Genomic DNA, 15,891 nt, shown 5'->3' on the forward strand with positions numbered 1-15,891 from the left:
GGAGCGAGCGCCGTACGACGGGTCATCGCTGGTCGGCGTGGTCGGGCTGGACATGCCACTCCTCGGGCTCGAGCGATGCGACATCTGGCGTCTCGGTGACTGCGCGGGCGACATCACGCGCCCGAAGCTCATCGAGCGCGGTGCGCGCCCGCGCCACAGCGGCCTCCAGGTCGAGACCGTCGGCGTCGCGCTGGAACACCGTCGGGTCGGGCCGCGAGGCCCTCTCGGGTTCGTGCGTCAGCTTGGGCTCTGACACGTCGTGATGGTGCGTTGGGAACTCGTCCCCCGGTGACCAGCCAGGACCGTCTGGGGCCGCGTCACCCGCGGCGTCCTCCGACGGCGTCTCGCGCTCGTCGAGTTCCTGGCGCGCGTACTCAGCTCCTTCTCGTGCCTCAGCGGTCTCCTCGTACCATCGCCCGCGGGCGTCGTGGACCACCTCGAGCTGCTCCGCCCGCTCGCGTTGCCAAGCGACGAAGGCGCGATGCGCCGCAACTCGCCGTAAGAGCTCTGCCTGCTCCTCCGATGTCGGCGCTACCCGCGCCTCGGCACCCGCGAGCTCGGCCCGCGTCGCGTAGTCGGCAACGCGCTGGCGCGTCTCGCGGAGGACGTCGGCGACGTGCGGCGGCGCCCAGGTCTCCTCGCGCTCGTAGGCCGCGACGAGCGCTTTGAGCTCCTCGTCCGTCGCCGCGCGGTAGTCGCGCAGCGCCTCGGGGGCGCCGAGCGCCTCGTAGGCACGGACCCACGCCGCGCGCGCCTCCGGGTTCTCGCGCGATGGGGCAGGGCCGAGGTCGTCCCGCTGCGGCGCGTAGAGCTCGTGGTATCCAGAGACCGCGCCGGCACGACGGCACCACTCGGCGCGGGCGAGGGGATCGTCCGGCACCTCGCCGAGGTGCTGCTGCGTCCAAGACGGCGGATCGGCGGCTGCGAGCTCGCCGAGCCGCTCCTGGCGGCGGTCCATCTCGGCGGCCACGTCGGCGAGGTAGCCCGCGATCTTGTCGTCGCCCCGCGGCGTCCTGTCCGCCCATGTCGAGCCCCGCGGCTCGGCTACCCGCTCCTCCGCGGTCTGCCGCAGGCGCCACCGCAGCACATCCGACATCGACCGCGCCGAGCGCAACTCGCTGCGGCCAACAGCCTCATCCAGCAGCGCGTCCGGGTCGTGCCCGTCGATCTCGATCTCGTGCATCGCCCGGAGGAGCCGCCCGAATCCAGGCTCGTCGACGAGCGCATCGGTAGCTTCCGGCCCGAGGCGGTCCAGCAGACGGTCGGTGTTGACGTCCCGCCGGTACTCCGCGCCGACGCCGGACCACACGACGCCGAGCGCGAGGAGGGACTCGCTGTGGTCGGTCTCGTCGGCGAGGACCTCGGTGGCCGTGCGGTCATCCCGCTCGCGCTCGAGGACGTCGGTGAGGACTCCCATGTATTCGGTCCGCAAGGGCTCGACGTACTGCTCGTCGTCGACCTCGGCCGCCGTCGTGACCCAGGCCGTGTTGGAGCGAGCACCCCGCGTCATGGCGACGTAGAAGGCGTCTCGCGTCGTCGCCCGGTCGACCAGCGTGTGTGCAGTGTCGACCGTGCGGCCCTGCGCGGAGTGCACGGTCCCCGCATAAGCCAGGGTGAGATGGGCACCGACGTACTCGGGGTCGAGGACGACTCGGGCGCCGTCGCGTCCTTCTGCGGGAGCGAGGACGAGGGAGCCGTCGTGGAGCCGGCGTTCGACCCTCCAGACCTCGCGGTTGACGACGGGCCGGGTCGGGCCGCACATCTGGTCGGGCACCCACACGTTGCGCCGCGTCTGGACGAGGTCGCCGCGGGTGGCCCTGTTGCCGTCCCGCAGGACGGCCGGGTCGGCGTCAGGGTCGACGTGACCGAGCCGGATGAGCTGGGCCCGGACCTGTCCGGCGATGTCCGCCGCCTGGCCGTTGGTGGCCGTGATGAGGAGCGAGCGCTGGCCGGCGAGCGTGTCCGCGAGGTAGGCCGAGGTCGCCTTGTCGACGATGGTGTCGGCATGGCCCGCGCGGACCCGCCCGTGCTCGTCGTAGGCCTGAAGCGCCGCGACGTCGCCCCGGCGGAGGCCCAGCGACGCCTCTCCCTCCCAGCCCTCACGGAAGCGCCGGGGCTCCGCGAGCCGGAAGACGGGCCCATCGGCGGCAGGGTCGTCCTTGGGATGGGCGCGCGCGAGGTGTGCGAGGACGCCGCCCGCACCGACCGGACCGAGCTGCTTGTCGTCTCCGGTCAGGACGATCTTGCCGTGCGCGGCTTCGACCAAGGCACGCACGCGGTCGAGCTGGTCGGTCGCCGACATCCCGGCCTCGTCGACGATGACGAGGCACCCGTACGGCAGGGGTTCGGCTGCCGGACCGTCCGGCCGTGGCTCGTGCCGTTGTAAGAAGCGGGCGACGTTGACCGCCGCCACCCCGTCGTCGGCCAGCACATCGGCCGCAGCCTGGGAGGTAGCCACGCCGATGGCCGGGGTGCCGTGGTTCTCGGCCCATGCGGCGGTCAGCGCGGCCATCGTGAGTGACTTGCCCGTGCCGGCGGGTCCGATCAGCGCGTCGGCTTGTCGCGAGGACCCGAGGATGCCGATGACGGCGGCTCGCTGATGCGGGTCGAGTCCGAGAGCGCCGAGCTCCGCGTCGATGGCGCTCAGGGTCTCGTCGATCAGCACGGGAGCGCCGCCGGTCCGCGTGAGCGCCAGCAGCCGCTCTTCAGCGTCGAGCTGCTCCAGGGTCGCGAAACGGTCGTCGCGGTGGGGCCGGAAGCGCGGTCGGCCGTCGGAGTCTCGACGAAGCGCCGCCGGGGTGGGCACGATCTCGCCGGGCGTCAGCGGGACGACGCCCGCACCGAGGCCCTCGGCGTCGGTGGCGAGGGACTCGAGCAGCTCGTGGTGCTCGCCGGGCTCCAGGCCGAGCGGGGCCGGGAGCTCGGCGTCGAGGGCGACGAGCAGGTCGTAGTGCGTCCAGGTCGCTCGGGCGCTCTGCACGCGGTGCACAGCTGCGGCGATGACCCTGTCGCGGTCCCAGGTCGGCACGTCTTGCCGCTCGGGCGCCTGGCGCGCGGCGTCGACCCCGTCGAGGACGCCCTCGAGCCGCGCCGCCCAGGACTGCTCGAGGTCCTCGGCCGACACGTCCTGCTTCGGCTGACGCGTGGAGCGGGCGGCGTGCTGCGCGGCGACGGTGACCTCGTACTGGCTGGGCGGTCGGCCGTGGCGCTCGGCATACTCCGCGATGAAGTCGTCGACCACCGCCGCCACCTCGCTGCGTCGCTGGGAGAACGCGTCGCGCACCTCCGGCGGAATCGCGTGGATCTCCCGGGCCTTCCCGTCCGGCCGGGTCGCGAACTCGACGCCGAGAGCGCGGTTCAGCGCCTCCTCGTACGTGCGCTCGTAGACCGCTCCCGCGGCGCCACGGGCGCGGTACAGCCCGCGGCTGTCGACCGTGCGCCACTCTGCGTCGCCCTCGCACCGCACGCGGTTGAGGACCGCGACGTGGGTGTGCAGCTGGGGGTCGCCCGCCCGTGAGGTGGTGTGGTCGAACTCGACCGCCGCCCACGTCCGCGCCGCGACGTACTCCCCCACCGACCGGCCGTACTTGGCCCGTCCGTGGTAGCCGGCGCGCGAGTAGCCGGCCTCCTCCTGCAGGTAGGTCATCGCCGCTTCGACGCCCGCCCGGTGGGCGGCCCACACCTGCTTCGCCTCCTCACGCCGGCCCGCCACGCTCAGCGCGGCGTAGAGCACCGAGACCGACTTGGCCGGTGAGAAGGTGAGGTCGTAATAGCCGACGGCCTTGCGCTGGCTCCCGCGCACGCGCCACTCGATCTCCGCCCGTCGCTCCGGCGTGGCCTCGGGCTCGGCGGCGAAAGCCCGCTCGATTCTCTCCTCGGCGCTGAGGTAGCGACGGGGCGGGGACCCGAGGGGCTCGCCCGTCGACGCGTGCTCCAGGCGCCCGAAGACAGCGCGGACCTCGTCGTCGCGCGGCGCCTTAGAGCGATCAACGCCGACGTCGTCTGTGCCGGTCCCCCACCACCTCACGCTGCCGTCGGCCTCCCGCGAGCGGAGCAGGTAGTCGGCGCCGGAATCAGCTGGTTCAAAGCCGGCTCCGGCTTTCGTCTCGCGCTCTCCGTTCTCCGGGTCCGACGGCCCGGGGTCCCGCTCCTGTGTGCTCCGCTCACCCTCGCGACAGCCCGACTGGCGAAGGAGGTAATCGACCCCCGCCGCGCCCGCCGAGATCGGGGTGATGCTGAGCACCCACCGAACTTACCAAGATCATTAACTAATGCCTTGGTGTATTGCGTCTTTCAGGAGAGGATCACAGGACCCTGGCAGAAGAGGCGACGGAAACTGTCCAGGCTACCGAGGAATCGTCCGCAGTGTGAGATTGTGCCGTCTGTGGAGGCCGTGTGGCGAGACCGCGGTCGAACGCGCTCTTCGCTGGTGGGGCGTCGGGCCAGAGTGAGGTCACCGAAGGTCTTGGCGCGTCGTCCAACCGGCGGCGGACTCGAGCTGGGCGGTGAAGGCGTCGAAGCCCAGGCGGGCGTAGAGATCCCGGGCGTCCTCGCTGGGCCGGCCGATGAGCACCCGCGCTCCGGGCAGGGCGTCCACCAAGCGCTCGAGGCAGGTCAGGCCCGCGTCGTCGTGGTCGGGAACGATCACCACGTCGACGTCGTCCAGGACGCGGGCGATGGTCTCCAGCGGCGGGCTTCCGGCGCCGCCGGCCCAGGTGGTCGCGTAGATGCCGTGCAGGGCGTCGCAGGACGATTCGCTCTCGCAGAGGACGACGGTTTCGCCGGCTGCAGCTGCCATGCGGACCTCCGCCTCGCGGTAGAGGGGTAGGTCGGCTTCGCGGACTCCGAGGAGGCCGGGCACCCACTCCCCTCGCGCGTTGCGCGACTCCCAGCGGATGACCTTCGAGCCGTCGGACCGGCGCAGGCGCTGCTTGGCGTGCTTGGGCCCGTAGGGATGCCATGCCTCGTGCCGGTAGCCGGCAGCCTCGGGATGGCCGCTGGTGTTCTTGAGCGGTGGCCACTCCCGTCGGAGCCCCTGAAGGTGGACATACCGGCTCGGAGTGACGTGCGGAGCCCGCTGCAGATGGACGGGACGCAGGCCGAGGGCGCGCAGGACGGCGGTGATCGAGCAACCGGCGTGGCAGTGCACCCACGCGCCGTGACCGTCGTCGCGGGCACCGATCGCCAGAGATGCCGAGTGCTGGCCCGTCTGACCGTGAGCAGGGCACTGCCACTTGCGTCCGGAGCGACGGCACCCCATCGCGGCGAGCACCTCGACCAGCCACCGCTCGGGTGGCGGAATCGGCGTGTCCGGACCCCTGTGCGGGTCCGGGACCGGTGGGGTCGTGCCCGGCGTGATGCCACTCTCGCTGTGGGCCATGCCGATTCTCCTTGCGCTTCCAGAGCAGGTTCCCTGTCCGGCGGCGACCAGGCCTGGTTGTCGATTGCTCGTGCCTGCTGCCCTCTGTTCGAGAGATGCGTTTTGGCCGATCAACCGCCTGAGGCGGCTGACCGGCCGTCGCGTCAGTCGGAATCGAGAGACGTGGTGATCAGCCCGGCGCGGGTCACCGCGGCGGCCATGAGAGTGCGTGCGTGGTGGCAGCGGCTCTTGACCGTGCCGTCGGCGATGCCGAGAACGGCGGCGGCCTCGTGGGTGGACAGGCCGCGCAGCCACACGAGCGTGATCGCGTCCCGGGAGTGCGCCGGCAACGCGGCGAGCAACCCGTCGATCACCATGCGAGCGTCGGCGGCGGTGTAGTCGTTGGCCCTGTCGGCGGGGTCGAGCAATGAGGGCATGGCCGTGGTGGGGCGGGTGCGCGCCCGGCGCAGCCGATCGATGGCGTCGTGGCGGGCGATGGTCCACAACCACCCGCGGACGACGCCGTAGACCTCGAGGTCCGACCGCGCCAGTGCGGTGAGCGCGCTGACCCAGGTGGACTGGACGACGTCGGCGGCGTCCTCGTCGTTGCGCAGGACTCGGCGGACCATGGCGCGCAGGGCCGCGTCGTGGCGGCGGATCAGCGTGGTGATGGCGTCCGGGTCGTGGTGGTCGCGGTAGAGCTCGATCAGCTCGGCGTCAGTCCGCTCGTCGTGGCGGCACTGGTGGTCGGCCGATGCGGTCATCGCTGCGGTCCTCCCGGTCGCGAGGTGAGCCGGGACGAGAAGCCGGCACCGCACGGCCCTGCCGGGCCGCCGCTGCCATTTCCTTCGCCCCGTGGGGCGCGAGTCGGAAAGAGGGGCCCGGGGCAGGTCCCCGGAGGGGACCGTCGGGGGTTCGGCCTCCTCCGACCCGGTGGGCCCGCCACCACGGGGCGGCCGTCCGGGCGCGCCGGCGCTACCGAGTGCGGGAGGGCTGCGGCGGGGTCACCGGGTCGGTGCGGGGCCGGTTCATCGACGGCTTGCCTGCCCCAGGCCCCTCAGACTCGGCACGCCCCACGGGGAGAAAAAGGGCAAGTATCAGCGCCGCGCAGCGGCTCCGCCCAGGGCCGAAGGCCCACGGCCGCCCGGCCTTGAGGAGCAAGCAACAGCGGCGCCCGCCATCCCGAGGGCGCACCCCTTCGAGCTCGCTGGGACCAGCGGCAACGGCCTCGAGCACCGCCGCGATGACCTGGTCGGTCGCGGCGACATTCGCCGGACGCAGACAGCTGTCGTCGGGAATGTCGGTGGTGGCCAGCGCACATAGGGCTTCGGCGGCGCGATCGTGATGGACAGCGAGGCCTCGGAGGCGGTGCTCGGCGTCGCCGTCACCGTCGAGGGCGGCCGCGAACAGGCTGAGAACCAGGTCGCGATGCCGACGATCGGGATCGGAGGGGATGCTCATGCGCATCCCGACGCACCCAGGGGGTGGATGGTTCCCGCCGAAGCGGCCATACATACCGCTCCGGAGCACCTCCGCGCCGGGTGCTTGAGGGCAAGGACCGAGGCGCGTCAAGGAAAGGACCGAGGCGCGTCAAGGAAAGGACCGAGGCGCGTCAAGGATCAGCGTCTCGCGGTGTGGAAACACCGCCGGCTCCCAAACCAGCTCCGGACGACAACCGTCGTGGCATGACGACGTCCTAGGCAACACCGGTAGCTAGAGCCACGACTGGCGGTGACACAGGATGGAGCGACACACGACGGCCGTCGAAAAGCTCCGGCCGCCCCGACGGTGGAGGACGACATGGCCGGGCACCACCACGACGTGGTCGTCGTCGGGGCCGGACCCGCCGGGGCGCAGGTCGCCGCCGGGGTGGCCGCGGCCGGTGGCGACCGGTCGGTCGCCCTGCTGAGCTCCGAGCCGCACCTGCCCTACGAGCGCCCGCCGCTGTCCAAGGCGTTCCTGACCGGGGAGCTCCCCGTCGACGAGCTGCTCACCCGGCCCGCGAGCTTCTGGACCTCCGGTCGTATCGAGCTGGTCACGGAGGCGACCGTCGTCCACGTGGACCCGGCCGCACACCGTGTGCGCACCGCCGAGGGCTGCGAGTACGGGTACGGGAGCCTGGTGTGGGCCACGGGGTGCCGGCCCCGCCCGCTGGGGGTGCCGGGCGCCGGGCTCGGCGGCGTGTACGCCCTGCGCACCCGGAACGACGCGGACGTCCTGCGCACGCGGCTCGGGCCCGGTCACCGCCTGGTCATGGTCGGTGGCGGCTACATCGGTCTCGAGGTGGCGGCATCGGCGAGCACCCTGGGTGCCGTCGTCACCGTGGTGGAGGCGCAGGACCGGTTGCTGGGGCGGGTGGCGGGCGAGGCTGTCGCGACCTACGTCGCGGACCGGCACCGCGCGGCCGGGGTCACGCTGCGGCTGGGCACCGGCGTCCGCGAGCTCCGCGGCGAGCGCCACGTGAGCGGGGTCCGGCTGGACTCCGGCGAGATCCTCGACGCCGACACCGTGGTCGCCGGTATCGGTGTCGTCCCCGACCTCGAGCCGCTGGCCCGCGCGGGCGCGGACTGCCCGGACGGGGTTCGGGTGGACCTGCGCGGGCGGACCTCACTGCCCGACGTCCTGGCCGCGGGCGACTGCGCGCTGATGGCGGACCCGGACGAGAGCGCCGGACGGCGCATCGAGTCCATCCAGAACGCCGGCGCGCACGCCCGCACCGTGGTCGCCACGCTGACGGGGACCGAGCCACCGGCTCGCGAGGTGCCCTGGTTCTGGTCCCACCAGTACGAGCTGCGCCTCAAGAGCGCCGGCCTGCTCACCGGCCACGATCGGACCGTGGTCCGGGGCGGACCGGCCGACGGGCGCCTCTGCGTGGTCTACGTGGCCGGGGACACCGTGCTGGCGGTGGACACCGTCAACAGCACGAAGGACTTCGTGCAGGGCAAGGCCATGATCGGCCTGACGACGCCGGGACTGGGCGAGCGGCTGGCCGACCCCACCGAGTCGCTGAAGGACATACTGGCCTCGATCCGCCGGACCGACGCGGCCCAGCGCTACACCTAGCACCGTCGCCGGGCTGCTGCGAAGGTGCCGATGTGAGCCTGAACGCCCAGGACCTCGTCGACGACTGCTTCGCGCGGTTCGGCACTCCCATGGTGCTCGCCGACCGGACCCGGCGGCTCATCGCGTTCTCCGTGCACCCCGACCGCAGCAGTGACGAGGTTCGGCAGACCGCACTGATGAACCGCTCCGACTCCGCCGTCTTCGACCGGCTGACCTCGTTCGTCCGGCCTGGTGAGGCGATGGCCCGGACCCCCGCCGACGAGGCCCTCTCACTCGCGCCCCGTACCGTCATCCCGCTCTACGCCCGCGGTGTCGCCGTCGCCTACCTGATCGCGGTCGACCCCGACGGGAGCATCACTGCGGCCGACGTCGACCAGATCCGCCCGCTGCTGTCCGCGGTCGCGTTGGAGATCGAGTTCGAGCGTGCCGAGTCGGCACGACGGCGCACGCTCGTCGCGGCCCTGCTCTCCGACGACGAGGACGACCGTCGCCAGGGCACCGACGCACTGCTGGAGACGTACTCGCTCGACACCCGGCGCTCGGTGCGGGTGGCCGTGGCGCGGGTGCCGGGCGGGCGCGACGGCAGCATCACCGACGCCCATTGGGGGCTGGCCACCGAGACCAGCGGGGTGGTGACCCACATCGACCACAACCTCGTGGCCGTCCTCGTCGACGAGCCGGCGGTGGTCGACGGCTTCGGCCAGCGCGTCGCCCGTCTCGGGGCGTTCGCCGGGCACTGCCCGCGGGTCGCGGTCGGCGGGTCGGTCGGGGGCCTGCACCGGGCCTACCGCTCGTACCGGCAGGCCAAACGGACAATGAACCTCGCCACGCTCGAGCTGCGGCCCGAGCCCGTGCTGCACTGGGACCGGTTGGGCTCGTGGCGGGCGTTGCTCGGCATCCGTCCTGAGGACGCCACCGAGGTCATCGACCCACGGGTGCTCACGATGCTGCAGACCGAGGAGCACACCACCATCGCGCTGGTGCGCGACTACCTCGAACGCGATGGGGACGTCGCCTCCCTCGCCGCCGACCAGCACGTGCACCGGACCACCGTGTACGGCAGGCTCAAGAGGCTCGCCGCCACCTACGAGATCGACTGGAGCAGCACCGAGGACCGCACCACGGTCCTGCTGGGGTTGCGGGTCGCCGCGCTGCACCGGATCAGTCGCGCCGCGCCCGATCGAGTGCCGGCCAGCTGACCCGAGGGACGCCCGAGACACCACGTCGGGTCAGAGGTCGAGATCCAGCACCGAGCCCGCGGACGCCCGCGAGACGCACAGCGCCATCACGTCCCCGGCGGCGCGCTCGGCGCGACTGAGCACCGAGTCCCGGTGCTCCGGTGCGCCGGCCAGGACCGGGGTCAGGCAGGTCCCGCACACGCCGTCCTCGCACGAGGTCAGCACGTCGACACCCGCTTCGGTGACGACCTCCAGCACCGACCGTCCCGCCGGCACCGCCAGGTCGAGCCCGCTGCGCCGCAGCCGCACCCGGAACTCCCCCGCCACGGCGGTCGCCACCGGGGCGGCGGCGAACCGCTCGACGTGCAGGGCCGCGGGGAACCGGTGCGCGCACGCCTGCTCCATCGCGGCGAGCAGCGGCTCGGGCCCACAGCAGTAGACCGCGGTGGCCGACTCCGACTCCGCGAGCACCGCCTCGAGGTCGAGCAGGCCGTACTCGTCCTCCGGACGGATCCGGGCGTGCGGGGCCACGTCGAGCAGGTCGGCCCGGAACGCCATCGAGCGCAGGCTCCGGCCCCCGTAGAGGACCGTCGTCGCGGCCCCGGCGGCTCGAGCCCGCGCCACCATGGGCAGGATCGGTGTCACCCCGATCCCGCCCGCCACGAAGACGTACGCGGGCGCGTCGACCAGCGGGAAGTGGTTCCGCGGGCCGCACACGGTGAGACGGTCGCCGACCGCGAGCCGGTCGTGCACCTGGTGCGACCCGCCACGTCCCGCCGGCTCCCGCAGGATGCCGAGCCGGTAGCTCGACGCGTCGGCGGGGTCGCCGCACAGCGAGTACTGCCGGACCGCGCCGTCGGGCAGCACGAGGTCCACGTGCGCGCCGGGCTCCCACGGCGGGAGGGGTCCGCCCTCGGGACGCGCGAGGAGGAGGGCGACGACGTCGTCGGCGACCGTCGTCCGCTCGGTCACCACCACCTCGAGCTGTCGGTCACCCATCCCCGTCACGACAGGCCCCGTCACGCCCGGCCCCCGAAGAACCGGCGCAGATCGCCGACGAGAAGGTCGGGCTGCTCGACGGCCGGGAAGTGACCGCCGCGCGGCAGGTCCGCCCAGTGCACGACGTCGTAGTGGTGCTCGGCGATCCGGCGGGTGACCCGGTAGAGCTCCTTCGGGAACGCCGCGACCCCGGTCGACACCTCGGTCCGGCCCTGCGGTGGCGCGAGACGGCCGACCTGACCGGACTCGAAGTAGAGGCGACCGGCCGAGGCGACCGTGTTCGTGACCCAGTACGTCGTGAGCAGGGTCAGGATCGCGTCGCGGGGGAACGCCTGCTCGTGGTCACCGTCGTGGTCGGTCCAGGCGCGGACCTTCTCCACGACCCAGGCCGCCAGACCGGCCGGGGAGTCGGACAGCGCGAACCCCACCGTGTCCGGCTTCGTCGCGTTCAGCGCCAGATAGCCCTGCTCGGTGGCGTTGTACGTCTCCTGCGCCGCTTCGAGCTCGGCCTCCGCGGGGGTGGGGTCACCGTCCTGCGCGGTCCGGCCCGACGTCACCAGCATCGTCAGGTGCAGCCCGATGACACGGTCGGGGATCCGGCGCGCGATCGCGTTCGACACCGGCGAGCCCCAGTCGCCGCCGTGCAGCCCGAACCGGTCGTACCCGAGACGGTCCATCACGGCGACGAACGCCTCCGCGACCTGGTCGACGTGCCAGCCGGGCTCGGTGACCGGACCGCTCCACCCGAACCCGGGGATCGACGGCGCCACGACGTGGAAGGCGTCCTCGGGTCGGCCGCCGTACGCGACCGGATCGGTGAGGGGACCGAACACCTCGAGGAACTCGCCCGCCGCGCTCGGCCATCCGTGGGTCAGCAGCAGGGGCCGAGCGTGCGGATGGGGCGAACGGGCGTGAACGAAGTGCAGTATCTGCCCGGCCACCGTGGTGGTGAACTGCGGCCAGGCGTTGAGTGCCTTCTCCTGGGCGCGCCAGTCGAACGACGTCCGCCAGTACGCGCACAGCTCCCGGAGGTAATCGAGGTCCGCTCCGGAGCGCCAGCCCACCCCCGGGATCGCGGCCGGCCACCGGGTGTTCGCGAGCCGAGTCCGCAGATCGGTGAGGACCGTGTCCGGGATCGCGACCTCGAACGGCTCGGGCGCGGTCGCGGCGGCCACGGTCTTCATCCGACCTGCTCCGGGGTCCGGCTCAGGTTGCCGAGCCGGTCCCAATCGGTCACGACCCGGCGTCGCAGGTCCTCGTCGGCCATCCACTCGACGCCGCGCACCAGGTTGACCGTCTCCATGAACTTCAGGGACAGCGTGGGGTCCTCGGTCGCCAGCGCGAGGACGCGGTCGGCGTACTCCGCCTCCGGGCTCTTGCCCGACTCCACCGGCTCGCCGTCGACCTCGACCCCGGGGACGTTGAAGTCCGAGCTGGTCGAGAACTGCCAGCACGGCAGCAGCAACTCGGCGAGCAGCGTCTGGAACGTCGCGGCGAACCCGTCGCGACCGCCACCGGATGCCCGTCGTTCCTGCAACGACCGACCCAGCGCACGCGCCCCGACGGCGGCCATCGCCATCCCTTGGCCGTAGATCGGGTTGAACGCCGCCACGGCGTCGCCGACCAGGACGAATCCCTCCGGGCGCCGGGACAGACCCGCATAGTCGCGCATCCGGTTGGTGGTGTTGCGCCACGCCTCGACCGGAGCGCTGGCGCCGAACTCGTCGATCAGGTCGACGAACTCCGTGGTGCCGAAGCTGCTCAGGTACTCCTTCAACGAGTCCAGGTCACCCGGAGGGAAGTCGCCGGCACAGCCCTGGGCGGTGATGACGACCTGGTTGCCCTCCTGCGGCCACAGGGCTGCGCCCCGCGTCGCCGGAGTCCCCTCGCCGGAGACCGTCGGGCCCATGTAGAGCGACCGGTAGCCGGGGTCCCAGCCCTCCGGAACGGTCACGTAGGTCGTCGCATAACCCCAGCGCGCGTTGACGGTCGACTCCGTCGGCTCCGGGTAGCCGGCCGCCGCCAGCCAAGAGGGGGCCTGGGAGGCACGCCCGCTGCTGTCGACGACGAGGTCGGCATCGATGCGCCGCGCCGCGCCCGCCTCGTCGACGACGTCGACCCCGGCGACGGCGCCGTCCTCGACGACCAGGCCGGTGACCCGGGTTTGCGGGAGCAGCTCGACCTCGGGCAGCGCTGCCGCTCGCGAGCGCAGGTACCACTCCAGGTAGCGCCGGGTCGGCTGGAGCATCCGCATGTCCGATGGCTGGCGGGCGAACCAGCCGAACTTGGAGGCGTACCGCGTGTCCTTGGCGGGGTCGCTCCACGGGACACCGGCGGCACGCAGCTCCTCGGTCAGGCCGGGGAAGGTGTCCTCCAGCGCCAGACGCCCGCCGACGGTCAAGGTGTGGAACTGCTGGCCGTGCGGGACCCCTTTGCGGGCCCGCGGCTCGGCGGGCAGCTCGTCGCGGTCCAGGACGAGGACGCGGTCGACGTACGGGGCGATCGCCGCGGCGGCCGAAGCTCCACCGATACTGCCGCCGACGACGACGGCGGAGCGGAAACCGTCGCGCGCGGAAGTCGTCATCAGACACTCACTCCTTCTCGATTGTTCGGCGCCTTCACCGCAGGGGAAGGCGCGGGCGGTCCTGTCGCTAGAGCGCGATCCACACGTTCTTGGTCCGGCTGAACTCCTGGATGCCGGCGAGCCCGCCGAGGCGGCCGGTCCCGCTCTGCTTCACCCCGCCGAACGGGATCGACGGGGGCAGGCCGCCGGAGCCGTTGACCCAGACCATGCCGGCGTCGAGGGCGTCGGCGAGCCGATGGGCCCGTGTGAGGTCCGAGGTCTGGATGTAGGACCCCAGGCCGTAGTCGGAGTCGTTGGCGAGGGCGAGCGCCTCGGCCTCGTCTCGGAAGCGAACGACCGAGAGCACGGGCCCGAAGATCTCTTCTCGGGCCACCGCCGCGGTGGGGACGACGTCGGCGAACACCGTCGGCTCCAGGAAGAAGCCCCCGGCGAGGTCGCCGCCGATCCGCGAGCCACCGGTCACCAGGCTGGCCTCGCCGCTGCTGCGTGCCCGGTCGACGACGCTGCGGATACGCTCCAGCGCGGCTTCGCTGATCACCGGACCGAAGGTCGTGTCCGCGTCCGCCGGGTCGCCGGCGACGTAGCCGCCGAGGGTCTCGCGGATCCGGTCGACGACGTCGTCGTGCACGCGGTCCTCGACCAGGATCCGGGTCCCGTTCAGGCACCCCTGCCCGGAGACCTGCATGCAGAACCCCACCGATCGGGCCACCGCGGCATCCAGGTCGGCATCGGCGAAGATCAGGTTCGGCGACTTCCCGCCGAGCTCGGTGGCGACCGGGGTCAGGGTGGCCGCCGCGGACTGCAGGATGCGGGTGGCCGTGGCCCCGCTACCGGTGAAATGGATCTTGTCGATGTCCCGGTGCGACACGAGGGCCGCGCCCACGCTGCCGTCGCCGGGCACGACGTTGATCACCCCTGGCGGGAAGCCCACCTCGAGGGCCAGCTCGGCGAAACGCGGGGCAGCCGATCCCGGTCTGGCTCGGCGGCGGCTCGCCCGCGGCGTTCCGGCGTGCGGGCCGCATCGCCGACGGGTGGATGCCGACCGTCGCACCCGGCGCCGAGCTGGCCGCGGCAAGCGCTCAGATGCGGGCGGGTGCTGAGGCCGCCGGGCGGGACCCAGCACAGATCGGGCTGCAGGGGCGGGTGGCCTGGGCAGGGTCGAACACGCGGACCACGGCCCACATCGAGGCGTGGGTCGAGGGCGGAGCCACCCACGTCGCCGTCAACACCATGGTCCCAGACGTCCCGGATAACGTGGAGGCCCACCTCGATCTGCTCGCCACCATCGCCGAGCAGCTCAATCCGGGGTCTTGATGTAGGCCTCGTCGGCGCCCGTCGCAGCCTCGGGCAGCCGCCGGAGAATCCCGTAGCCCTCGGCGAGTAGGCCGAGCTGCAGGGCGTTGACCATGTCTGTCTTCACCGACTGCAGCATGATCTGCCGGAAGCTCCGCACGGCGATCGGGTCCATAGTCAGGATGTGCCGCGCCAGCTCGTTCGCCCGGCCCAGCAACCGGTCGCTCTCGACGACCTCGCCAACCACCCCGAGCCGCTGAGCCTCCTGTGCCGACAGGACGGTCCCGGTGAGCAGCATGTGCCGGGCGCGATTGAGCCCGAACAGCATGGGCCACACGACGTGATGACCGTCGCCGGGCAGCACGTAGGGCAGGTGGGACTCGGTGATCGTGGCGTGGGGCGCCGCCAGCACGACATCGCACAGCAGCGGGATCTGGGAGTGGATGCTCACCGGGCCGTTGAGCACCGCAATGATCGGCTGCTCGATCTCGAGCAGGTCCATGATGAGCTTGCGGGCGTCCTGCTGGATCAGCGTCCAGGCCTCCGGGTCCGCGGTGCCCAGCGACTCCAGCTCGTAGTCGCTGCGGTCGAGAAACGAACACCCGGTGCCGGTCAGGATGACGACCTTGTTCTCCGGATCAAGGCGATGTGATTCCAGGCGTGCGAGAGCTGCCGGTGTGCAGCGAGACTCCAGGAGAAGTCCTGCTGGTCCTTGTGCAGCCGGACGGTGAGGATCCCGGCCTCCCGACTGAAGGCGATCCGGTCGAACCATCGTGCGTACTCCTCGAGCGGCACGTAAGCCATGGGATACCGGGGCGGCACAGGTAGCGCAGAACTCACAAGTCCTCCACTCTGAGGCATTTGATGCTTCACCGCGGAGGCTACTCACTACGGAAGATGCGTCAATGTGCGGTGCCCGAGAATGAAGAGCCAGGTGTAAGCCCGCCGCTAACCGCTGACGCTCCTCGAACGGTCCGGGCCACGGATACCCGTGCTCCGCCGCACTCGCGCACTCGCGCAGGCGGCAGATCAGCTACGACGGCACGCGATTGCCGTACAGCGGCCGCGCAGTCAAGCCGCTCGGAGCCAACCTCAGCTTCCCCGCGCTTGCTGAGCCGTCGGGCCCGCTCAACCGTAAGACGAGCGGCGGTCTCGCGGGATGTCGAGACTTCGCCGAACAGCCGCGGCCAACGGACCTCGCCCCACCGAGGCGTCCCCACTCCCCCGGCGACGACGAACCGGCGAAGGGCAGGTCACCGAGCCGAACTGATTGATCAGTGCTCACTAACCCGAGCTCTTCACGAGGTTGGTGAAGTCGTCGGGTGTTGATAGACGAAAGTGCCCTCTGAGCAGGGAAGACTGAAGGTTGCGACGCCATCGGTCCCCGACCCGGAGGGCACTTTCGAGGTGGACCC

The 15,891-nt window shown here is 72.1% G+C and carries 12 protein-coding genes; 3 read left to right on the forward strand and 9 right to left on the reverse strand.

The window, feature by feature from the left end; translation table 11 throughout:
- Window positions 1–22: 22 nt before the first annotated feature.
- From mobF to AC2A1K_RS32765, 4 genes are all read right to left on the reverse strand, one after another.
- On the reverse strand, window positions 23–4,243 hold the full coding sequence (mobF, locus tag AC2A1K_RS32750) for a MobF family relaxase (protein WP_483900543.1): 4,221 nt from the start codon (window positions 4,241–4,243) through the stop codon (window positions 23–25).
- A 210-nt stretch (window positions 4,244–4,453) separates the two neighbouring features.
- The gene (locus AC2A1K_RS32755; RefSeq protein WP_483900544.1) at window positions 4,454–5,380 is read right to left on the reverse strand and encodes a hypothetical protein; all 927 of its coding nucleotides are present in this window, start codon (window positions 5,378–5,380) and stop codon (window positions 4,454–4,456) included.
- 143 nt (window positions 5,381–5,523) lie between these two features.
- Entirely contained in the window at window positions 5,524–6,123 is a 600-nt protein-coding gene (locus AC2A1K_RS32760; protein WP_483900545.1) for an RNA polymerase sigma factor, read from the reverse strand.
- A 211-nt stretch (window positions 6,124–6,334) separates the two neighbouring features.
- Window positions 6,335–6,820 carry a hypothetical protein gene (locus tag AC2A1K_RS32765; protein WP_483900546.1) on the reverse strand — a complete coding sequence of 162 codons (486 nt, stop codon included), beginning with the start codon at window positions 6,818–6,820 and terminating at the stop codon, window positions 6,335–6,337.
- A 339-nt stretch (window positions 6,821–7,159) separates the two neighbouring features.
- Here AC2A1K_RS32765 and AC2A1K_RS32770 point away from each other — a divergent pair, with 339 nt between their 5' ends.
- Together AC2A1K_RS32770 and AC2A1K_RS32775 are read left to right on the forward strand one after the other, a co-directional pair.
- On the forward strand, window positions 7,160–8,422 hold the full coding sequence (locus tag AC2A1K_RS32770; RefSeq protein ID WP_483900547.1) for an NAD(P)/FAD-dependent oxidoreductase: 1,263 nt from the start codon (window positions 7,160–7,162) through the stop codon (window positions 8,420–8,422).
- A gap of 32 nt (window positions 8,423–8,454) precedes the next feature.
- A complete protein-coding gene (locus AC2A1K_RS32775) occupies window positions 8,455–9,621 on the forward strand; it encodes a PucR family transcriptional regulator (RefSeq protein ID WP_483900548.1) in 1,167 nt (388 codons plus the stop codon).
- A gap of 30 nt (window positions 9,622–9,651) precedes the next feature.
- Here the strand turns inward: AC2A1K_RS32775 and AC2A1K_RS32780 are convergent, their stop codons facing one another.
- From AC2A1K_RS32780 to AC2A1K_RS32795, 4 genes are all read right to left on the reverse strand, one after another.
- Entirely contained in the window at window positions 9,652–10,599 is a 948-nt protein-coding gene (locus AC2A1K_RS32780) for a PDR/VanB family oxidoreductase (protein ID WP_483900549.1), read from the reverse strand.
- Window positions 10,600–10,619: 20 nt separating this feature from the next.
- The gene (locus AC2A1K_RS32785) at window positions 10,620–11,783 is read right to left on the reverse strand and encodes an epoxide hydrolase family protein (RefSeq protein WP_483900550.1); all 1,164 of its coding nucleotides are present in this window, start codon (window positions 11,781–11,783) and stop codon (window positions 10,620–10,622) included.
- Window positions 11,780–13,183 (reverse strand): NAD(P)/FAD-dependent oxidoreductase, encoded by a 1,404-nt coding sequence (locus AC2A1K_RS32790; RefSeq protein WP_483900551.1) that lies wholly within the window; start codon window positions 13,181–13,183, stop codon window positions 11,780–11,782. The genes AC2A1K_RS32785 and AC2A1K_RS32790 overlap by 4 nt, the downstream gene beginning before the upstream one ends.
- Window positions 13,184–13,250: 67 nt before the next feature.
- A complete protein-coding gene (locus tag AC2A1K_RS32795) occupies window positions 13,251–14,114 on the reverse strand; it encodes an aldehyde dehydrogenase family protein (RefSeq protein WP_483900552.1) in 864 nt (287 codons plus the stop codon).
- 35 nt (window positions 14,115–14,149) lie between these two features.
- Here AC2A1K_RS32795 and AC2A1K_RS32800 point away from each other — a divergent pair, with 35 nt between their 5' ends.
- Window positions 14,150–14,497, forward strand: coding sequence for an LLM class flavin-dependent oxidoreductase (locus AC2A1K_RS32800; protein WP_483900554.1), 348 nt, complete (start codon window positions 14,150–14,152; stop codon window positions 14,495–14,497).
- Here the strand turns inward: AC2A1K_RS32800 and AC2A1K_RS32805 are convergent.
- Window positions 14,481–15,248, reverse strand: a complete 768-nt coding sequence (locus AC2A1K_RS32805) for an enoyl-CoA hydratase/isomerase family protein (RefSeq protein ID WP_483900553.1) — start codon at window positions 15,246–15,248, stop codon at window positions 14,481–14,483. The two genes, AC2A1K_RS32800 and AC2A1K_RS32805, sit on opposite strands and share 17 nt — an antisense overlap.
- Window positions 15,249–15,891: the final 643 nt, after the last annotated feature.

Source organism: Actinomycetospora sp. 2LY8.5 (genome assembly GCF_057180585.1).